This is a genomic window from Pseudomonas sp. NBRC 111124 (assembly GCF_001320245.1).
Lineage (GTDB): Bacteria > Pseudomonadota > Gammaproteobacteria > Pseudomonadales > Pseudomonadaceae > Aquipseudomonas.
On the sequence record NZ_BCBA01000005.1, the window covers coordinates 52,666 to 72,539 of the forward strand.

Annotated in this window: 19 protein-coding genes; 16 read left to right on the forward strand and 3 right to left on the reverse strand. The window is 63.8% G+C overall.

Annotated features, from left to right (window positions below; translation table 11 throughout):
• The first annotated feature begins 2 nt into the window (after positions 1-2).
• The 3 genes from tauB to tauD are packed head-to-tail and all read left to right on the forward strand — an operon-like array spanning position 3 to position 2,506.
• Positions 3-791 carry a taurine ABC transporter ATP-binding subunit gene (gene tauB / locus APH28_RS03025; RefSeq protein ID WP_060507568.1) on the forward strand — a complete coding sequence of 263 codons (789 nt, stop codon included), beginning with the start codon at positions 3-5 and terminating at the stop codon, positions 789-791.
• Positions 788-1,627 carry a taurine ABC transporter permease TauC gene (gene tauC / locus APH28_RS03030; RefSeq protein WP_060507569.1) on the forward strand — a complete coding sequence of 280 codons (840 nt, stop codon included), beginning with the start codon at positions 788-790 and terminating at the stop codon, positions 1,625-1,627. The genes tauB and tauC overlap by 4 nt, the downstream gene beginning before the upstream one ends.
• A gap of 45 nt (positions 1,628-1,672) precedes the next feature.
• Positions 1,673-2,506 (forward strand): taurine dioxygenase, encoded by an 834-nt coding sequence (gene tauD, locus APH28_RS03035; protein WP_060507570.1) that lies wholly within the window; start codon positions 1,673-1,675, stop codon positions 2,504-2,506.
• Positions 2,507-2,609: 103 nt separating this feature from the next.
• Here the strand turns inward: tauD and betT are convergent, their stop codons facing one another.
• Both betT and epsC read right to left on the reverse strand, forming a co-directional pair.
• A complete protein-coding gene (gene betT, locus APH28_RS03040; RefSeq protein WP_177334214.1) occupies positions 2,610-4,571 on the reverse strand; it encodes a choline transporter BetT in 1,962 nt (653 codons plus the stop codon).
• A gap of 213 nt (positions 4,572-4,784) precedes the next feature.
• Positions 4,785-5,717, reverse strand: coding sequence for a serine O-acetyltransferase EpsC (epsC, locus tag APH28_RS03045; protein WP_060507572.1), 933 nt, complete (start codon positions 5,715-5,717; stop codon positions 4,785-4,787).
• Positions 5,718-5,735: 18 nt separating this feature from the next.
• Between epsC and APH28_RS28560 the strand changes: the two genes are divergently transcribed.
• From APH28_RS28560 to APH28_RS03090, 10 genes are all read left to right on the forward strand, one after another.
• Positions 5,736-5,990: a hypothetical protein gene (locus tag APH28_RS28560; protein ID WP_156340863.1), complete on the forward strand. Its 255-nt coding sequence runs from the start codon at positions 5,736-5,738 to the stop codon at positions 5,988-5,990.
• A 1-nt stretch (position 5,991) separates the two neighbouring features.
• Positions 5,992-6,786, forward strand: a complete 795-nt coding sequence (tcyJ, locus tag APH28_RS03050; RefSeq protein ID WP_060507573.1) for a cystine ABC transporter substrate-binding protein — start codon at positions 5,992-5,994, stop codon at positions 6,784-6,786.
• Positions 6,783-7,451: a cystine ABC transporter permease gene (gene tcyL / locus APH28_RS03055; protein WP_060507574.1), complete on the forward strand. Its 669-nt coding sequence runs from the start codon at positions 6,783-6,785 to the stop codon at positions 7,449-7,451. The genes tcyJ and tcyL overlap by 4 nt, the downstream gene beginning before the upstream one ends.
• 1 nt (position 7,452) lies before the next feature.
• Positions 7,453-8,211 (forward strand): L-cystine ABC transporter ATP-binding protein TcyN, encoded by a 759-nt coding sequence (tcyN, locus tag APH28_RS03060; protein WP_060507575.1) that lies wholly within the window; start codon positions 7,453-7,455, stop codon positions 8,209-8,211.
• 238 nt (positions 8,212-8,449) lie between these two features.
• Positions 8,450-9,691: an SfnB family sulfur acquisition oxidoreductase gene (locus APH28_RS03065; RefSeq protein WP_060507576.1), complete on the forward strand. Its 1,242-nt coding sequence runs from the start codon at positions 8,450-8,452 to the stop codon at positions 9,689-9,691.
• A 12-nt stretch (positions 9,692-9,703) separates the two neighbouring features.
• Complete coding sequence (locus tag APH28_RS03070; RefSeq protein ID WP_060507577.1) at positions 9,704-10,885, forward strand: SfnB family sulfur acquisition oxidoreductase; 1,182 nt, start codon at positions 9,704-9,706, stop codon at positions 10,883-10,885.
• Positions 10,885-12,276: an LLM class flavin-dependent oxidoreductase gene (locus APH28_RS03075; RefSeq protein ID WP_060507578.1), complete on the forward strand. Its 1,392-nt coding sequence runs from the start codon at positions 10,885-10,887 to the stop codon at positions 12,274-12,276. Before APH28_RS03070 ends, APH28_RS03075 begins: the two co-directional genes overlap by 1 nt.
• The gene (locus APH28_RS03080) at positions 12,269-13,069 is read left to right on the forward strand and encodes a MetQ/NlpA family ABC transporter substrate-binding protein (protein WP_060507579.1); all 801 of its coding nucleotides are present in this window, start codon (positions 12,269-12,271) and stop codon (positions 13,067-13,069) included. Before APH28_RS03075 ends, APH28_RS03080 begins: the two co-directional genes overlap by 8 nt.
• A gap of 1 nt (position 13,070) precedes the next feature.
• Entirely contained in the window at positions 13,071-14,180 is a 1,110-nt protein-coding gene (locus tag APH28_RS03085) for a methionine ABC transporter ATP-binding protein (RefSeq protein ID WP_060507580.1), read from the forward strand.
• A complete protein-coding gene (locus tag APH28_RS03090) occupies positions 14,170-14,814 on the forward strand; it encodes a methionine ABC transporter permease (protein ID WP_060507581.1) in 645 nt (214 codons plus the stop codon). The genes APH28_RS03085 and APH28_RS03090 overlap by 11 nt, the downstream gene beginning before the upstream one ends.
• Before the next feature lie 93 nt (positions 14,815-14,907).
• On the opposite strand, the gene dibA is transcribed toward APH28_RS03090, so the two are convergent.
• Positions 14,908-16,803: a phosphodiesterase DibA gene (gene dibA, locus APH28_RS03095; protein ID WP_060507582.1), complete on the reverse strand. Its 1,896-nt coding sequence runs from the start codon at positions 16,801-16,803 to the stop codon at positions 14,908-14,910.
• Between the two features lie 148 nt (positions 16,804-16,951).
• Here dibA and desA point away from each other — a divergent pair, with 148 nt between their 5' ends.
• The 3 genes from desA to APH28_RS03110 all read left to right on the forward strand — a co-directional run bounded on the left by desA (position 16,952) and on the right by APH28_RS03110 (position 19,865).
• Positions 16,952-18,136: a delta-9 fatty acid desaturase DesA gene (gene desA / locus APH28_RS03100; RefSeq protein ID WP_060507583.1), complete on the forward strand. Its 1,185-nt coding sequence runs from the start codon at positions 16,952-16,954 to the stop codon at positions 18,134-18,136.
• A 141-nt stretch (positions 18,137-18,277) separates the two neighbouring features.
• Positions 18,278-19,264 carry a sensor domain-containing diguanylate cyclase gene (locus tag APH28_RS03105; protein WP_060507662.1) on the forward strand — a complete coding sequence of 329 codons (987 nt, stop codon included), beginning with the start codon at positions 18,278-18,280 and terminating at the stop codon, positions 19,262-19,264.
• A 145-nt stretch (positions 19,265-19,409) separates the two neighbouring features.
• A complete protein-coding gene (locus APH28_RS03110) occupies positions 19,410-19,865 on the forward strand; it encodes a type II toxin-antitoxin system PemK/MazF family toxin (protein WP_060507584.1) in 456 nt (151 codons plus the stop codon).
• Positions 19,866-19,874: the final 9 nt, after the last annotated feature.

Below are 19,874 nucleotides of genomic sequence, written 5' to 3' on the forward strand. Positions count from 1 at the left end.
TCATGGCCTTGCTCGAACTGGAGCGCATCAGCGCACAGTACCCTGGCGCCACCGCCCCGGTGCTGGCCGACATCAACCTGAGCCTTGGGCCACGCCAGCTGCTGGTGGCTCTGGGGCCATCCGGCAGCGGCAAGACCTCGCTGCTGAACCTGATCGCCGGCTTCGTCGCACCAAGCGCCGGGCGCATCACCCTCGACAGCGTGCCGGTGCAAGGCCCCGGTGCCGAGCGCGGCGTGGTATTCCAGGATGATGCATTGCTGCCATGGCAGAACGTGCTGGGCAACGTTGCCTTCGGCCTGGAGCTGGCCGGCGTGCCCCGCGCCCAGCGTGAGGCCAAGGCCCGGGAGATGCTGGCACTGGTTGACCTCGACGGCTTCGGCGAGCGGCGCATCTGGCAACTGTCCGGTGGCCAGAAGCAGCGCGTTGGCCTGGCCCGAGCGCTGGCTGCCGACCCGCGGGTGTTGTTGATGGACGAACCGTTCGGCGCCCTCGACGCCTTCACCCGTGAACAGATGCAGGAGCTGTTGCTGCAGGTCTGGCAACGCACCGCCAAACCGGTGTTCCTGATTACCCACGACATCGAGGAAGCGGTGTTCCTGGCCAGCGAGCTGGTGCTGCTGGCGCCCAATCCCGGCCGCGTGGTCGAGCGCCTGCAGCTGGACTTCGGCCAGCGCTACGCGGCGGGCGAGTCGGCCCGGGCGATCAAGTCCGACCCACGCTTCATCGAAACCCGCGAGCATGTGCTGGCCCGCGTATTCTCCCAACGCCAAAGCCTGCAGGAGCACGCATGAGCAGCCTGGATCTGCCGGTTGCCGGCAAACGCGACAACCAAGCCCGGCCCGCCCCTCAGGCCCGCCGCCCCTTGTCTACCCGCTGGATCAGCACCCTGACCCTGGCTAGCCTGCTGCTCGCCTGGTGGCTGGTAACGGCTGCCGGCTGGATCGAGCCGCTGTTCCTGCCCTCGCCCGGCGATATCCTGGCCAAGGCCTGGATCCTGCTCACCCAAGGTTACATGGACGCCAGCCTGTGGCAGCACCTGGGCGCCAGCCTCGGCCGCATCGGCCTGGCCCTGGCCGCAGCGACCCTGACCGCCATCCCGGTCGGTATCGCCATCGGCTACAACCGCGTGGCCCGCGGCATCCTCGACCCGCTGATCGAGTTCTACCGGCCGATCCCGCCGCTGGCCTACCTGCCACTGATCGTCATCTGGTGCGGCATTGGCGAGCTGTCCAAGGTGCTGCTGATCTACCTGGCGATCTTCGCCCCGATCGCCATCGCCACCGCCACCGGCGTGCGCACCGTCGACCCGGCCAAGTTGCGCGCGGCGCAGTCGCTGGGTGCAAGTAAGGCGCAGCTGATCCGCCACGTGATCCTGCCCAGTGCCCTGCCCGACATCCTGACCGGCGTGCGCATTGGCCTGGGCGTCGGCTGGTCGACCCTGGTCGCCGCCGAACTGATCGCCGCCACCAGCGGCCTGGGCTTCATGGTGCAGTCGGCGGCGCAGTTCCTGGTTACCGATGTCGTGGTGCTGGGCATCCTGCTGATTGCCCTGATCGCCTTCGCCCTGGAGATGGGCCTGCGCGCCCTGCAACGCAAGCTGGTGCCCTGGCACGGCCAGAGCCACTGATTACTGACCACGCCAGCAGCCTGGCGCCTGATTGAAGAGACCGACATGAGCCTGACCATCACCCCCCTCAGCCCGGCGCTCGGCGCACAGATCAGCGGCGTGGACATCAGCCGCGACATCACCGCCGAGCAGCGCGACGCCATCGAGCAGGCGCTGCTGCAGCACCAGGTGCTGTTCTTCCGCGACCAGCCGATCAACCCGGAGCAGCAGGCGCGTTTCGCCGCCCGTTTCGGCGACCTGCACATCCACCCGATCTACCCCAACGTGCCAGAAACGCCGCAGGTGCTGGTCCTCGACACAGCGGTCACCGACGTGCGCGACAACGCCGTGTGGCACACCGACGTGACCTTCCTGCCGACCCCTGCACTGGGCGCAGTGCTTAGCGCCAAGCAGTTGCCGGCCTATGGCGGCGACACCTTGTGGGCCAGCGGCATCGCGGCATTCGAAGCCTTGTCGGCGCCGCTGCGCGACATGCTTGATGGCCTGACCGCCACCCACGATTTCACCAAGTCGTTCCCGCTCGAGCGCTTTGGCACCACGGCCGAAGACCTGGCACGCTGGGAAGCGACCCGGCGCAACAACCCGCCGCTGTCGCACCCGGTGGTGCGCACGCATCCGGTGAGCGGGCGCAAGGCGTTGTTCGTCAATGAAGGGTTCACCACGCGCATCAATGAGCTGAGCGAGCAGGAAAGCGAGGCGCTGCTCAAGCTGCTGTTCGCCCATGCGACACGGCCGGAGTTCAGCATTCGCTGGCGTTGGCAGGAGAATGACGTAGCGTTCTGGGACAACCGCGTGACCCAGCATTTTGCGGTGGATGACTATCGGCCCAATCGGCGCGTGATGCACCGGGCGACCATCCTGGGGGATGCACCGTTTTGAGGTTTCCTGCGCGGGCCTCTTCGCGGGACAAGCCCGCTCCTACAAGGGCAATGCGATTCCCTGTAGGAGCGGGCTTGCCCCGCGAAGAAGCCGGAACAGGTTGTTAGCGGACCAGATGCAAGAACTGCATGTGCCGTTCGTACTGGTCAAGGATGTCGTTGATGATCTGCTCCTTGCTGTAGCCCACCAGGTCGTAGTTCTGGCTGCCTTCGCTCAGGTGCACCTCGGCCCGGTAGTAGCGTCGGTTCTTCAACTCCTGGGTACCCAGCCCGCCCAGCGCGAACGACGGCGTGAAGTAGCCACGCATCTGCACCTGGTAGATGAACGGCTGCTCCTCGCCATGGCCAACCTTGAGGCTGACATTGTCATGGCTCGGGTCGTCCTGGGTCACCAACACCAACCCCTTCTGCTCGAACACCTCGCGCACATCGGCAATCGCCGGGCGTACCACATCGTCCATGAAGCGGTACACCTCATCGCGCGACGGGAAGTGCACGGCCTGGCTCAGGCGCTGGCGCCAGCCACCACGGCCACGGCGTGACTGGGCGAACGGTGCCAGCGAGTGCATCTGCGCGATCTGCCGCTGGCTCTCCAGGTAGAAGGCCTTGTGCAGCCCCCACATCATGCACAGCAGGATCAGCGAGAACGGCAGAGAGGTCAGCACCACCGCCGATTTCAGCGAGTCGATGCTGCCGGCGAACAGCAGGCCGCTGGTGATCAGCGCCGTCATTGCGCCCCAGAAAATCCGCAGCCAGTTCGGCCCGTCTTCATCAGCGTCGCCACCCTTGGCGGACAGGGTCGACAGCACCACGGTGCCAGAGTCGGCCGAGGTGACGAAGAACACGAAGCTGATGAACACCGTCACGGCGATCACCGTCTTGCTCCACGGGTAGGTCTCCAGCAGCAGGTAAAGGCTCATCGACGGGTTGTCCAACGCCGACTGGCCAAGCGCGGTCATGCCATGGTTGATCACCTGATCCAGCGCGCTGTTGCCGAAGATCGACATCCACGCCAGGGTGAAGCCCAGCGGAATCAGCAACACGCCGAAAACGAACTCGCGGATGGTGCGGCCACGCGAAATGCGCGCGATGAACAGCCCCACGAACGGCGCCCAGGCAATCCACCAGGCCCAGTAGAACACCGTCCAGCCACCTAGCCAGTCGCGTTGCTCACCGTAGGCGTACACGTCGAAGCTCTTTCGCGGCAAGGCGCCGAGGTAATCGCCAAGGTTCTGGATCAGGGTATTGAACAGGTGCTGGGTAGGCCCGGCGAACAGCACGAACAGCAACAGCGCACAGGCCAGGAACAGGTTGATGTCGCTCATCACCCGCACGCCTTTCTCCACCCCCGCTACGGCCACCGCCACGGCGGCGCCCATCATCAGCGCGATGAGGATCACCTGCACCCACTGGCTATGGCTGATGCCGAACAGGTAGTCGAGGCCCGCGTTCAGGTGCAGCACACCAAAGCCCATGTCAGCGCCCAGGCCGAACACCGTGGCGATGATGCCAAAGCCGTCCACGGCATAGCCGATCGGGCCATTGATGCGCTTGCCGATCAGCGGATACAGCGCCGAACGCAAGGCCAGCGGCAGATTGTGCCGGTAGGCGAAATAGGCCAGCGCCATGCCGACGAAGGCGAATACGCCCCAGCCATGCAGGCCCCAGTGCAAGAACAGAATCTCCATTGCCTGGCGCCCGGCCTCGGCCGTGCCCCCTTCGCCCACGGGCGGGGTGAGCATGTGAGTCAGCGGTTCGGACACGCAGAAGAAGAACAGCGTAATGCTGATACCGGCGGCGAACAGCATGCCGGCCCATGACAGGTAACTGAACTCGGGTTCGTCATGGTCGGCACCCAGCTTGATCTTGCCGTAGCCAGACAAGGCAGTGACCACCACGAACACCAGATACAGGGTCATGGCCAGCATGTAGTACCAGCCGACCGTGTTGGCCGCCCAGTTCTGCGCCGCCAGCAGCCACTCACCGGCAGCCTGCGGAAAGGCGATGACCACCAGGCCGAACAAGAGAATGAAACTTGCCGCGAAGTAGAACACCGGCGGGTTCATGCGGATCTTGCCATTGGCAAGGGATGGGGACGGTGCACTCATGAAACAGGCACCTCGTCGATCGACGTGAGGTTCGGAATGAACGGGTTCAGCAAAGGAATCCTCCTGTTGAACACCGGCAGCGGACCAGCGTTTTTCATTGAACAAGCGTTCAAGTTAACCATGGATCGGCTTTCAATGCGAACCGGGGCGCCGATTGGCGCCCCTTGTAACTCAATTCTTGTCCTGGCAATCCAGCTGCAGGTTGGCCTGGGTGATGTTGCTTTCGGCCGGCACGCTGCGGGTCAGCCAGACGTTGCCACCAATGGTCGAACCCTTGCCGATGGTAATCCGCCCCAGGATCGTCGCTCCGGCATAGATCACCACGTCGTCCTCGACGATCGGGTGGCGCGCCAGGCCCTTGTGCAAAGTACCCGACTCATCACTCGGGAAGCGCTTGGCGCCCAGGGTCACGGCCTGATAGATGCGCACCCGCTCACCGATGATCGCGGTTTCACCAATCACCACGCCGGTACCGTGGTCGATGAAGAAGCTCTGGCCGATCTGCGCACCTGGGTGGATGTCGATGCCGGTTGCCGAATGCGCCAGCTCCGAACTGATCCGCGCCAGCAACGGCAAGCCCGCTTGATAAAGATGGTGAGCCAGACGGTGATGGATGATCGCCAGAATGCCCGGATAGCACAGCAATACTTCATCCACGCTACGCGCCGCGGGGTCGCCGTGATAGGCCGCCAGCACATCGGTATCGAGCAGTACGCGCAGGCCTGGCAAGGCCGCCGCGAAACTCTGGATCAGGTGCAGGGCATGGGCATCGATACCCTCCAGTTCCGCCTTGCTCTGGCGCGCCGCGTAACGCAACTCCAGCCGCGCCTGTGCCAGCAGTGCCGTCAGCGCCGCGTCCAGGGTATGGCCAACGTAGAAGTCCTCGCTTTCTTCACGCAGGTCGACCGGCCCCAGGCGCATCGGGAACAGGGCCCCGCACAGCTGCTCGAGAATCTGCCGCATGGCCTCGCGCGACGGCAGTTCTCGCCCGCCCTGCTCGCCACTGCTGCGGCCATTGCGGCTGCGCCATTGCTCGCGGGCACCGCGCAGGCCACTGACGATATTGTGCAGTTGCCAGTGCCCAGTTGAAGGTTGTTCGCTCACGGTGTTCTCCTGCCCAAGGTGGCCAATCTGTCGTTATGGAATCCACTCTACGGCAAATCCGGCTCTTGGAAAAAACAACGCTTTATTCCATCCTGCGCTAAGTCGGGCATAAGCCGCGATGACGGCGGCAGTATCCTGGCCTACCCTCAAAGCAGCCAAAACCTGGCGCAGATCAAAAAACGGAATAACAAAATAAGTTTTTATTATTTCCTGGCCTATGCAGCCAACTCTATAGTCGCCACCCACTACTTCAACAACAAGCGCGGGGTCTGACATGTCGAAATTCGCCAAACCGCTTCTCAACGCCAGCCTGGCTATCCTGCTGGGTGCCGGCCTGCTCGGCCAGGCCTTCGCCGGCGAGCAACTGAAGACCATCCAGGAAAAAGGCGTGATCAACGTCGGCCTGGAGGGCACCTATCCGCCGTTCAGCTTCCAGGATGAAAACGGCAAGCTGACTGGCTTCGAAGTCGAGCTGTCGGAGCTGCTGGCCAAGGAGCTGGGGGTCAAAGCCAAGATCCAGCCGACTAAATGGGACGGCATCCTCGCCGCGCTGGAGTCCAAGCGCCTGGACGTGGTGGTCAACCAGGTGACCATCTCCGAAGAGCGCAAGAAGAAATACGACTTCTCCGAGCCCTACACCATCTCCGGCATCCAGGCGCTCATCCTGAAGAAGAAGGCCGAGCAGCTGAACATCAAGAGCGCACAGGACCTGGCCGGCAAGAAAGTCGGTGTCGGCCTGGGCACCAACTACGAGCAATGGGTGAAGCAGGACGTGCCGAAGGCTGACGTGCGCACCTATGAAGACGACCCGAGCAAGTTCGCCGACCTGCGCAACGGCCGCATCGACGCCATCCTGATCGACCGCCTGGCGGCGCTGGAATACGCCCAGAAGGCCAAGGACACCGAACTTGCCGGCGACGCCTTCTCGCGCCTGGAAAGCGGCGTGGCCCTGCGCAAGGGTGAGCCTGAGCTGCTGGCCGCGATCAACAAGGCCATCGACAAGCTCAAGGCCGACGGCACGCTGGCCAAGCTGTCCGAGAAATACTTCGGTGCTGACGTCACCAAATGATCGCTGAAAGCCTGCAACTCGTTGCCGACTCCACGCCCTTCCTGTTGAAGGGCGCGGGTTATACGGTGCTGCTCAGTGTCGGCGGCATGTTCTTCGGCCTGGTGCTGGGCTTTGCCCTGGCGCTGATGCGCCTGTCGAAGATCCTGCCGCTGAACTGGCTGGCGCGCATCTATGTGTCGTTCTTCCGTGGCACGCCGCTGCTGGTGCAGCTGTTCGTGATCTACTTCGGCATGCCGCAGATCGGCATCGAGCTCGACCCGATCCCGGCCTCGCTGATCGGCCTGTCACTGAACATGGCGGCCTACATCTGCGAAATCCTGCGTGCGGCGATCTCCTCGATCGACCGCGGCCAATGGGAAGCCGCAGCCAGCATCGGCATGACCCGCACCCAGGCCATGCGCCGGGCGATCCTGCCCCAGGCACTGCGCACCGCGCTGCCACCCTTGGGCAACAGCTTCATTTCGCTGGTCAAGGATACCGCGCTGGCCGCGACCATCCAGGTGCCCGAGCTGTTCCGCCAGGCCCAGCTGATTACCGCGCGCACGTTCGAAGTCTTCACCATGTACCTGGCCGTTGCAGTGATCTACTGGATCCTCTGCAGCATCCTCGCGCACTTCCAGAACCGCATGGAAGCGCGGGTCAACCAGCACGACCAGGAGCAATGAGATGATCGTCGTCAAAGGCCTGACCAAGCAGTTCAAGGGCCAGACCGTGCTCAACGGTATCGACCTGACCGTGCAACCCGGCGAAGTGGTGGCCATCATTGGCCCCAGCGGCTCGGGCAAGACCACCTTTCTGCGTTGCCTCAACCTGCTGGAAACCCCGGATGCCGGGCAGATCCAGATCGGCGACATCAGCATCGATGCCAACCGCCCGCTCGGCGGCCAGCAGAGTGCGATCCGCCGCTTGCGCCAGCAGGCGGGCTTCGTGTTCCAGAACTTCAACCTGTTCCCCCACCGCACGGCCCTGGAAAACGTCATCGAGGGCCCGGTGATCGTCAAGAAGACACCCCGCGAACAAGCCATCGAACTCGGCCGACGCCTGCTGGCCAAGGTAGGCCTGGCGGGCAAGGAAGATGCCTACCCACGGCGCCTGTCTGGCGGCCAGCAGCAACGCGTGGCGATCGCCCGCGCGCTGGCCATGGAACCCGAAGTGATCCTGTTCGATGAACCCACCTCGGCACTCGACCCGGAGCTGGTCGGCGAGGTGCTGGCGACCATCCGCGGCCTGGCCGAGGAGAAGCGCACGATGATCATCGTCACCCACGAGATGAGCTTTGCCCGGGATGTGGCGAACCGGGTGATCTTCTTCGACAAGGGCGTGATCGTGGAACAGGGCGAGGCCAAGGCGTTGTTTGCCAGCCCGAAGGAAGAACGTACCCGCCAGTTCCTGCGCAAGTTCCTCGGTACCGCTGCTTCCGAGTAAATCCTCCCTGGCCTCATCGCGGATAAATCCGCTCCTGCACAGCTGCCCTGTAGGAGCGGATTTATCCGCGATGGCGCCGGCACGCCCATTGAAAGTCCTCTCTTCTATATATATTCCAAAAAGTTAGTTTATTAACTTTTAATAAGCACTTAGGGTATATAAACCGGACCACCGGACCAGCAAATGTTTGTCGCCATCAGCTGAAGCGACGCATCCACTTTTGTGAGGTTCGGTTCTGATGACCACCCAGCCAGATACACCCTTTCATAGCGACCTCGACAGCTCGCCCCTGCTGCTGCCGGCCAAGGTGTTACGCAACGACGCCGAAGCCCTGCAAGCCGCCCGTGAGCTGGCCGAGAGCGCCCGCGAGCAAGCCGCCCGCCGCGACCAGCAACGCAAGCTGCCGTGGGCAGAAATCGAACAGTTCACCCGCAGCGGCCTGGGCAGCATCAGCGTACCCAAGGCCTACGGCGGCCCGGACGTTTCGTTCGCAACCGTCGCCGAAGTATTCCGCCTGATCAGCGCCGCCGACCCGGCCCTGGGGCAGATCCCGCAGAACCAGTTCGGCATGCTGCAACTGCTGCGCCTGACCGCGACCGAAGCCCAGCAGGCGCTGATCTTCCGCAGCGTGCTGGACGGCTGGCGCATCGGCAACGCCGGCCCCGAGCGCGGTACCAAGGACACCCTGACGCTCAAGGCAAGGATCACCCGCAGCGGGGACGGCTATCGCATCAGCGGGGAGAAGTTCTATTCCACCGGCGCGCTGTTCGCCCATTGGGTGGCCGTCAAGGCACTGGACGACGAAGGCCGCCAGCGCCTGGCCTTCGTCCGCCGTGGCAGCCCGGGGCTGCGCATCGTCGACGACTGGTCCGGCTTCGGCCAGCGCACCACCGCCAGCGGTACCGTGCTGCTCGACCAGGTACCGGTCGATGCCGAGCTGGTCATCGACAACTGGCGCCAGCGCGACATTCCCAATATCCAGGGCGCAGCCTCGCAGCTGATCCAGGCGGCCATCGATGCCGGCATCGCCGAGGCAGCCATCGACGACGCGATCGCGTTCGTCCGTGAAAAATCTCGCCCCTGGATCGAAGCCAAGGTCGAGCGCGCCAGCGATGACCCTTACGTGATTGCCGACATCGGCCGTCTGAAGCTTGAGTTGCACGCCGCCGAGGCGCTGCTACGCAAGGCTGCGCGCGTACTCGACGAAGTCAATGCCGGGCCAATCGATGCAGCCGCTGCTGCGCGGGCGTCGATCGCCGTGGCCGAGGCCAAGGTGCTGACCACCGAGATCGCGCTGCAAGCCAGCGAGAAGCTGTTCGAGCTGGCGGGCAGCCGCGCGAGCCTGGCCGAGTTCAACCTCGACCGGCATTGGCGCAATGCCCGCGTGCACACCCTTCACGACCCGGTGCGCTGGAAGTACCACGCGGTTGGCGCTTACCACCTCAACGGCACCCTGCCTGCGCGGCATTCCTGGATCTGACCTGAGGCGACCATGACAACTTCCGTTATCACCAGTGACAGCCAAGCCCTGGCTGCCGCCGAACATATCGCCCAGCAACTCAAACGCGACAGCGCCCTGCGCGACCGCGAACGTCGCCTGCCCCACGCCGAGCTGGAGCTGTTCACCCGCTCCGGCCTGTGGGCCATCAGCGTTCCCAAGGCCTTCGGCGGCGCGGGCGTATCCAACGTCACCCTGGCCCAGGTCATTGCCCGGATCGCCCAGGCCGACGCCTCGCTCGGGCAGATTCCGCAGAACCACTTCTATGCCCTGGAAGTGCTACGGGTAAACGGCAACCCCGCGCAGCAGCAACGTCTTTACGCCGAGGTGCTGGCCGGCCGCCGCTTCGGTAATGCCCTGGCCGAACTGGGCACGAAAACCGCTCACGACCGCACCACCCGCCTGACCCGCGACGGTGTCGGCTACCGCATCAACGGCCGCAAGTTCTACGCCACCGGCGCCCTCTACGCCCAGCGCATCCCGACTTCGGTGATCGATGATCAAGGCCGCCAGCAACTGGCCTTCGTCCCCGCCGACAGCCAGGGCCTGCAGGTGATCGACGACTGGAGCGGCTTCGGCCAGCGCACCACCGGCAGCGGTTCGGTGACGTTCAACAACGTCTGGGTCGATGCCGACGACGTGGTGCCGTTCCAGAGCGCCTTCGAGCGCCCGACGCCGGTTGGCCCGCTGGCGCAGATCCTCCACGCAGCCATCGACACCGGTATCGCCCGCGCCGCCCTGGAGGATGCCCTGCACTTCGTGCGCACACGCAGCCGGCCTTGGGTCGACTCCGGCCTGGACAAGGCCAGCGACGACCCGCTGACCCTGAAAAGTTTCGGCCACCTGGTGATCCGCCTGCACGCCGCTGAAGCCTTGCTCGAACGCGCCGGCGAATACCTCGACCGCGCCCAGGCCGACAGCAATGCCGCCACCGTGGCAGCAGCCTCCATCGCCGTCGCCGAAGCACGGGCGATCAGCACGGAAGTATCGCTCGCCGCTGGCACCACGCTGTTCGAGCTGGCCGGCAGCCAGGCCACCCTGGCCGAGCACAACCTCGACCGCCACTGGCGCAACGCCCGCGTGCACACCCTGCACGACCCGGTGCGCTGGAAGTACCACGCCATCGGTAACTACTACCTGAACAACGAAAACCCACCACGCCGGGGGACCATCTGATGGCCAAGCAGATCCTGCTCAATGCCTTCAACATGAACTGCATCGGGCACATCAACCATGGCCTGTGGACCCACCCACGGGATACCTCGACCCAATACAAGACCCTGGAATACTGGACCGACCTGGCACGCCTGCTGGAGAGGGGGCTGTTCGATGGCCTGTTCATCGCCGATATCGTCGGTACCTACGACATCTACGGCAAGTCCGTCGACGTGACCCTGAAGGAGTCTATCCAGCTGCCGGTCAACGACCCGCTGCTGCTGGTCTCGGCCATGGCCGCCGTCACCCGCCATCTGGGTTTCGGTCTCACCGCCAACCTCACCTACGAGGCGCCGTACCTGTTCGCCCGACGCCTTTCCACCCTCGACCACCTGAGCAACGGCCGGGTCGGCTGGAACATCGTCACCGGTTACCTCGACAGCGCCGCCCGTGCCATGGGCCTGGAGCAGCAACCCGAGCACGACCGCCGCTACGACCAGGCCGACGAATACCTGCAGGTGCTGTACAAGCTCCTGGAAGGCAGCTGGGCCGATGACGCCGTGGTCAATGACCGCCAACGCCGGGTGTACGCCGAGCCAGGCAAGGTGCGCAAAGTCCACCATCAGGGCGAGTTCTATACCGTCGAGGGTTACCACCTGTGCGAACCCTCGCCACAGCGCACGCCCGTTCTTTTTCAGGCGGGCAGTTCGCCCCGCGGCCTGGCCTTCGCCGGCAACCATGCCGAGTGCGTGTTCATCAGCGGCCAGGACAAGGCCGCCACCCGCGCCCAGGTCGACAAGGTTCGTGCGGCTGCCCAAGCCGCCGGCCGTGATCCGCAGGCGGTGAAGGTGTTCATGGGCATCACGGTGATCGTCGCACCCACCGAGCAGCAGGCCCAGGCCAAATATGCCGAGTACCTGCAACATGCCAGCGCGGAAGCTGGCGTGGCGCACTTCGCCGCCTCTACCGGCATCGACTTCGCCACCTATGGGCTGGACGAACCCATTGGCGCCAGCAAGGGCAACGCCATCCAGTCGGCCACCCGCCAGCTGCAGGAAAACGCCTGGACCCGCCGCCGCCTGCTGGAGCAACACGCCCTCGGCGGCCGCTATGTCACCCTGGTTGGCGCGCCCGATCAGGTAGCCGAACAGCTGATCGCCTGGATCGATGAAACCGGGCTGGACGGCTTCAACCTGACCCGCACCGTCACCCCGGAAAGCTACGAGGACTTCATCGAACTGGTGGTCCCGCAACTGCAGCAACGTGGCCGCTACAAGACCGCCTATGCCGACGGCACCCTGCGCGAGAAGCTGTTCGCCAGCGATCACCCGCACCTGCCTGCCGACCACCCGGGTTCCACCTACCGCAACACCTCTACCCCTGCCCCGACTGGAGCCCTGCACCATGCTTGAGAAACTGTTCCGGCCTGTCGCGGCCATCGCCATTACCCTCGGCCTGTCCACCAGCGCCTTCGCTGCCGAACCGCTAAAAATCGGCACCACCGCCGCCTTCGCCATCCCCCTCGAGGCGGCAGTGGAAGAAGCCCACAAGCAAGGTCTGGAAGTGAAGCTGATCGAGTTCAGCGACTGGATCGCGCCGAATGTCAGCCTCAACAGCGGCGACATCGACGTGAACTACTTCCAGCACATCCCCTTCCTGGAGAACGCCAAGGCTGCGGCCGGCTTCAACCTGGTGCCCTATGCCCCCGGCATCATCAACAACGTCGGCCTGTACTCGAAGAAGTACAAAAGCTTCGCCGAACTGCCCGAAGGCGCCAGCGTGGCCATCGCCAACGACCCGATCAACAGCGGCCGCGGCCTGCAGCTGCTGGCCAAGGCCGGTTTGATCACCCTCAAACCGGGTGTCGGCTACAAGGCCACCGAAGACGACATCGTCGCCAACCCGAAGAAACTAAAGATCCTGCAGGTCGAAGCGGTGCAACTGGTGCGCGCCTATGACGACGCCGACCTGGTGCAGGGCTACCCGGCCTACATCCGCCTGGCCAACAGTTTCGATGCCACTTCGGCGCTGCTGTTCGATGGCCTGGAGAACAAGGAATACGTGATCCAGTTCGTCATCCGCCCGCAAAGCAAGGACGACCCGCGCCTGGCCAAGTTCGTCGACATCTACCAACACTCGCCTGCCGTGCGTTCGGCACTGAACAAGGCCCATGGCAACCTGTACCAGGCCGGTTGGGAAGGCTGACATGAGCCAGGCCAACGCGCTCAGGGCGCCTACCGCACAACCATCGCCGTCAACGGCCCGGGAGCAGGCCCTGCGCCCGGAGGTCAACGAAGCCCACGTCCGCTTCATCGGGCTCGGCAAGACCTACCCTGGCCAGGCGCAACCCGCGCTGCACGGCATCGACCTGAACATCCGCCGCGGCGAGATCTTCGGCATCATCGGCCGCAGTGGCGCGGGCAAGTCGTCGCTGCTGCGCACCATCAACCGCCTCGAGCAACCGAGCCAGGGCCGCGTGCTGATCGACCAGGTGGACATCGCGCCGTTCGATGAAGACCGCCTGGTGGCGCTGCGCCGGCGCATCGGCATGATCTTCCAGCACTTCAACCTGATGTCGGCCAAGACCGTGTGGCAGAACGTCGAACTGCCGCTGAAGGTGGCGGGCGTGGCCAAGGCCGAGCGTCAGCATAAGGTCCGCGAGCTGCTGGAGCTGGTGGGCTTGCAGGACAAACATCACGTTTACCCGGCGCAGTTGTCCGGCGGCCAGAAGCAGCGGGTCGGCATCGCCCGAGCGCTGGTGCATGATCCCGAGATTCTGCTGTGCGATGAAGCCACCTCGGCGCTGGACCCGGAGACCACAGCCTCAATCCTTGAGCTGCTGCGCGACATCAACCAGCGCCTGGGCCTGACCGTGGTGCTGATCACTCACGAAATGGCCGTGATCCGTGATATCTGCCAGCGCGTGGTGGTGCTGGAACGTGGCGCGGTCGTCGAACAAGGCGAGGTCTGGCGCGTGTTCGGCAGCCCACGCCATGAGGTCACCCGCACCCTTCTCGCGCCGCTGCAGACCAAGCTGCCTGCGGCATTGCAGGCAAACCTGCGGGCCAGCCCGGTGGGCCGTGACAGTGCGGTGGTACTCAAACTCACGCTGCTGGGCGAGCCGGCGCTGTCTGATCTGTTCGCCGAACTGGGCGGGCGCGTGCGCCTGCTGCAAGGTGGCGTGGAAACCATTGGCGAGCATGCGCTCGGGCAGCTGATCCTGTCGATCCAGGGCTCGCCGCATGACACCCATCAACTGCTCGAACGCGCCCGCCGTTGGGCCGAAGACGTGGAGGTACTGGGCCATGTGGTTTGATCGTTTGCTTGAAGGCCTGCTCGACACTCTGCTGATGGTGGGTGTGTCCTCGCTGGTTGCACTGCTGGTGGGGGTGCCGATGGCGGTGCTGCTGGTCACCAGTGACAAAGGCGGCATTTTTGAGGCCCCGTTGCTGAACCGCGTGCTGGGAGGCTTCGTCAACCTGTTCCGCTCGATTCCGTTCCTGATCCTGATGGTCGCGCTGATCCCCTTCACCCGGCTGGTGGTGGGGACCACCTACGGTGTGTGGGCCGCCGTGGTGCCACTGACCATCGCCGCGACGCCGTTCTTCGCACGGATCGCCGAGGTGAGCCTGCGCGAGGTCGACCATGGCTTGGTGGAGGCGGCGCAGGCCATGGGCTGCCGGCGCTGGCACATCATCTGGCATGTACTGCTGCCCGAGGCGCTGCCGGGGATCGTCGGCGGGTTCACCATTACCTTGGTGACGCTGATCAACTCGTCCGCCATGGCTGGGGCGATTGGCGCGGGAGGGCTGGGGGATATTGCCTATCGGTATGGGTATCAGCGCTTCGACAGCCAGATCATGTTGACCGTGATTGCCATGCTGGTGGCCTTGGTGGCGCTGATACAGCTGGGTGGCGACCGGTTGGCGAAAGGCTTGAACAAGCGTTGAATTCTTCGCGGGCACGCCCGCTCCCACAGGGTTATCACAGCTCTCAGGAGCGTTGCAGTACCTGTGGGAGCGGGCGTGCCCGCGAAGAGGCCATCAGCCCCAGTGCAGATCTGCAGCCGGCACCGGCCGCCCGAACCAGTACCCCTGCCCCAGCTGGCACTGCTGCTCCAGCAGGAACCGCGCCTGCTCCGCCTGCTCGATCCCCTCGGCATGCACCTGCATGCCCATGCTCCGCGCCAGGGCGATGATCACCCGCACAATCGCGATATCATCATCATCCAGCGGCAAGCCGGCCACGAAGCCCTGGTCGATCTTCAACTTCTGCACCGGCAGGCGCTTGAGCCGCAGCAGCGACGAGTAGCCCGTGCCGAAATCATCGATGGCCAGGTTCAATCCCAGTTCGCGCAAGCGGTGCAGCTGCTCCAGCGCCACCTCCGGGTCTTCCATCACCGCACTTTCGGTCACTTCCAGCTCCAGCAGTGCCGGGTCCAGACCGGTTTCGTGCAACACATCGGCCACCTGCTGATACAACTCTCGCTGGCCGAACAAGCGGCTGGAAATGTTCACAGCAACGAACGCCAACGCGCGTCCATCCCTGCGCCACTGGACCATCTGCCGGCAGGCCTGGCGCAATACCCAGGCATCAATCTCGGCAATCAGCCCGGTGCGCTCGGCAATTGGGATGAACTCGCCCGGTGGCACCAGCCCGCGCTCCGGGTGCTGCCAGCGTACCAGTGCCTCAACGCCGACCATCCCCGCCGTGAACAGATCATGCACCGGCTGGAAGAACACCCGCAGCTCATCCTTGGCCAGCGCCCGGCGCAGCTCGCTCGCGGTTTCCACCCGATGCTGGGCATGGGCGGTCAGCTCTTCGGTGTACAGCGCATAGCAGGCACGGCCGTTGCCCTTGGCCTTGAACAGCGCTGAGTCGGCATTGCGCAACAGTTGCTCGGCGCTCAGGGCATCGTTGGGGAACAGGCTGATACCTACGCTGGCACTGATGAACAGGCGGTGGCCATCAAACTCGAAGGGCTCCCGCATGCGCTCGATGATGCCCTGCGCCAGCTTGCCGGCCTGGCCAACCTGCTGGCAGTTCTCGGCCAGTACGCCGAACTCGTCACCGCCCAGGCGTGCCAGGGTCACGTTGCTGCCAACAACCTCACGCAGGCGCTCGCCAACCAGCTTGAGCAACTGGTCGCCGATGGTATGGCCAAGGCCGTCGTTGATGCTCTGAAAATGGTCCAGGTCGAGCAACAGCAAGGCACAGCCGCGCTTGTTGGCCTGGGCCGCAGCCAGCGCCTGCTCGGCGCGGTCGTTGAACAGCAGACGGTTGGGCAGGCCGGTGAGCGGGTCATGGTGGGCCAAGTAGGCCAGTTCCTGCTCGGTGTGCTTGATCGCACTGATGTCGCTGAACACCGCCACGTAATGGCTCAGCTCACCGCTGTCGTCGCGGATGGCGCAGATTGTCTGCCATTGGGGATAGATTTCACCGCTTTTGCGGCGGTTCCAGATCTCACCGCTCCATTCTCCTTTTTCGGCCAGGGTGGCATAGATCTGCTGGTAGAACGGCACGCCGTGACGGCCCGACTTGAACTTGCTGGGGCGATGGCCCAGCACTTCTTCCTGCTGGTAGCCGGTGATGCGCATGAAGGCGCGGTTGACGTGCACGATCAGGCCTTGGCGGTCAGTGACCAGCACGCCTTCCAGGGTACTGTCGAACACCGCTGCGGCCATGCGCAGGCGTTCACGGTCCTCGCTGCGCAGGCGCGCACCGATACCGATGAAGTTAAGCAGGCGGGCGCGGGTCACGAAGATCAGCAAGGCGCTGACCAGTACCCACACCACCACGTTGATCTGCCGTCCCACGGTCAACGCCAGTGGGTCGTCAGACATACTGCGCAGGACCACCTCGGCCAGCACCAGCCAGAGGAACGAGAGCACCACATACAGCGCGGCCATGCGCAAGGCGTCGCGAACGGAAACAGACATGTCGGGAGGGAAAGCCCATAAAAAAGGATGGGGCATTATAAAGGCTGAAACATGCCGTGACTTCCTATCTGAAAGGGTGACTGGTTTTATTTCCCCGCCAAGGGATAATCACCCCCTTCTCCCTGCAATCCCGAGGGCTTCTACCCCTATGTGGTACAACGGTCTGCTCGACTTGTCGGCCTGGCAACTGGTTGGCGTTACCCTGCTGATGACCCACGTGACCATCGTCAGCGTCACCATCTACCTGCACCGCTACTCCGCCCATCGTGCGCTGGAGCTCAACGGCGCGCTCAAGCATTTCTTCCGCTTCTGGCTATGGCTGACCACGGCCCAGAACACCCGCGAATGGACGGCCGTGCACCGCAAGCACCACGCCAAGTGCGAAACCCAGGACGACCCGCACAGCCCGGTGTACAAGGGCCTCGGCACGGTGCTACGCAAGGGCGCCGAGCTCTACCGCGAAGAGGCACGCAACCCCGAGACCCTGCGCATCTACGGCAAGAACTGCCCGGAAGACTGGATCGAACGCAACCTCTACTCACGGTACAAGCTCGGCGGCATCGTGCTGATGGCGGCCATCGACCTGCTGTTGTTCGGCACCGCCGGCATCACCATCTGGGCAGTGCAGATGATGTGGATTCCGTTCTGGGCCGCCGGCGTGGTCAACGGCCTGGGCCACGCGGTGGGCTACCGCAATTTCGAATGCCGTGACGCCGCCACCAACCTTGTGCCGTGGGGCATCGTCATCGGTGGTGAAGAGCTGCACAACAACCACCACACCTACCCCAACTCGGCCAAGCTCTCGGTCAAGCGCTGGGAGTTCGACATGGGCTGGGCCTGGATTCGCCTGTTCTGCCTGCTGCGCCTGGCCAAGGTGCAACGCGTGGCGCCTATCGCCCACCGCGTGGAGGGCAAGGCCAGCCTGGACATGGACACCGCCATGGCCATCCTCAACAACCGTTTCCAGATCATGGCCCAGTACCGCAAGCTGGTGATCGGCCCGCTGGTAAAACAGGAACTGGCCAAGGTCGATGCCTCGGTACGCCACCGTTTCCGCCGTGCCAAGCGTCTGCTGTCGCGTGAAACCAGCCTGCTGGAAGACCGCCACCATGTGCGCATCGAGGGCATGCTCGCCCACAGCCAGGCGCTGAAGACCATCTATGAGAAGCGCCTGGCCTTGCAACAGATCTGGGCCCGCACCAGCGCCAACGGCCATGACATGCTGGCGGCCATGAAGGACTGGGTGCACGAGGCCGAGGCCAGCGGTATCCATGCCCTGCACGACTTCGCAGCACAGCTGAAGACTTACTCCCTGCGCCCCACCTGCGCCTGACAGCCGCTGATCGGCACGCCCTGCAACGGGGCGTGCCTGCTGGAACTTCCCCCCTGAAAATCGACTCGAACGCGGTACATCGCCCGCGTGGCGGGCCGGTTCGTGGCCGCGCGCCTCATCGTCGAGAACTGCTCCGTGCTCATGGTCAAAAACCTTCCGCCGTCGTTGTCAGGTACCCCGCCTCCCGAAGCTGCGCAAACCTTGCTGGCCCTGTTCCACGCTCAGGGCGAAGTCGCCCGTCTGAGTGAACGCGAACAGCTGTACAGCTCGCTGCTCGACAGTGTCAACGCCGTGCTCTGGGCATTCGACTGGGAAACCCGCCAGGTGCTCTATGTCAGCCCCGCCTACGAGCGCATCTTCGGCCGCCCGGCCAGCTTGGTGCTGGCTGACTACAACGAATGGCGCGACAGCATCTATCCCGACGACCTCGAGTTCGCCGAACGCAGCCTGGCCCAGGTGCTGCTCAAGGGTGCCGTGGAAGACCGCGAGTACCGCATCCTCAACGCCAGCGGCCAGGTGCGCTGGCTGAGCGACAAGTGCTACATCAACCAGCAGAACGACGGCGACCGGGTGATCATCGTCGGCATCGCCGAAGACATCACCGAGAAGAAGCAACTGGAAGGTGAGCTGCAGCGCCTGGCCACCACCGACGTGCTGACCCAGAGCAGCAACCGCCGGCACTTCTTCGAATGCGCCCAGCAGGCATTCGACAGTGCCCGCGAGGAAGGCACGCCATTGGCCTTCCTGCTGCTGGACATCGACGACTTCAAACGCATCAACGACAGCTACGGGCACCAGGAAGGCGACCAGGTGCTGCAACGCATCGCCGACAGCGGCAAGGCCGTGCTACGCCGTGGTGACCTGTTCGGGCGTATCGGCGGGGAGGAATTCGCGGCGGTATTCCCAGGCTGCAATGCACAGGTGGCCGAGCAGATTGCCGAGCGCTTGCAGCGGGAGATTCAGCGGCAGGCTTTCAGCCATGGTGATGAAGCGTACAGCGTCACGGTAAGCCAGGGTCTGACCGGGATGACCGACGAAGACGCGTCGCTGGACAGCTTGTTTGCCCGCGCCGACGCGGCGATGTACCGGGCCAAGCGGCAGGGCAAAAATCAGATAGTTCGTGGGTAGAGAGAGCCGAGGTCAGAAAATTCCTGCAGATCTGCAGTAGCACGCCGTAGGAATGGTCTCAATTTGCTTTGAAGTACTGCGATCAGCTCATTTGGCGCCGGTCGCGTGACATCATGAGTCCGAAACAAAGGCCTCAGGATGGGACATGGCAATCAGGTTCGAGCCCAAAGTCGGCCAAATTCTCGAGTGCAATTATGGTGACTACCGAATCTGCACCGAGCAAATGAATACACCCTTTCATTACGATTTTCGGCTCAAGCCAGAGATGGTCAAGAACCGGCTTGTTATTGTGATCAACGGAAGAATCGACTCCAACGCTTGTATCGTAGTCCCGTTATCAACCACCAAGGATTCAGGAAAATTAAGCCGAGGATGGCATGTTGAGCTATCTGCTGAGCTGATCGCTGAACTGCCCTATTTCAAACAGCAGACGCGATGGGCCAAAGCCGATCTTGTCGCACAAGTCAGCAGGGAGCGCTTATTCAAACCGAGACAAGTCGGCAGAGGCTGCCTTGATCAGATTCTGGCTCGTGAAGTGGTAGAACGGATCCAACGCGCGATCATAAAGGTCATGAATGCAGGCTCGCTCCTGAGAGGTTGACAGCCAGGC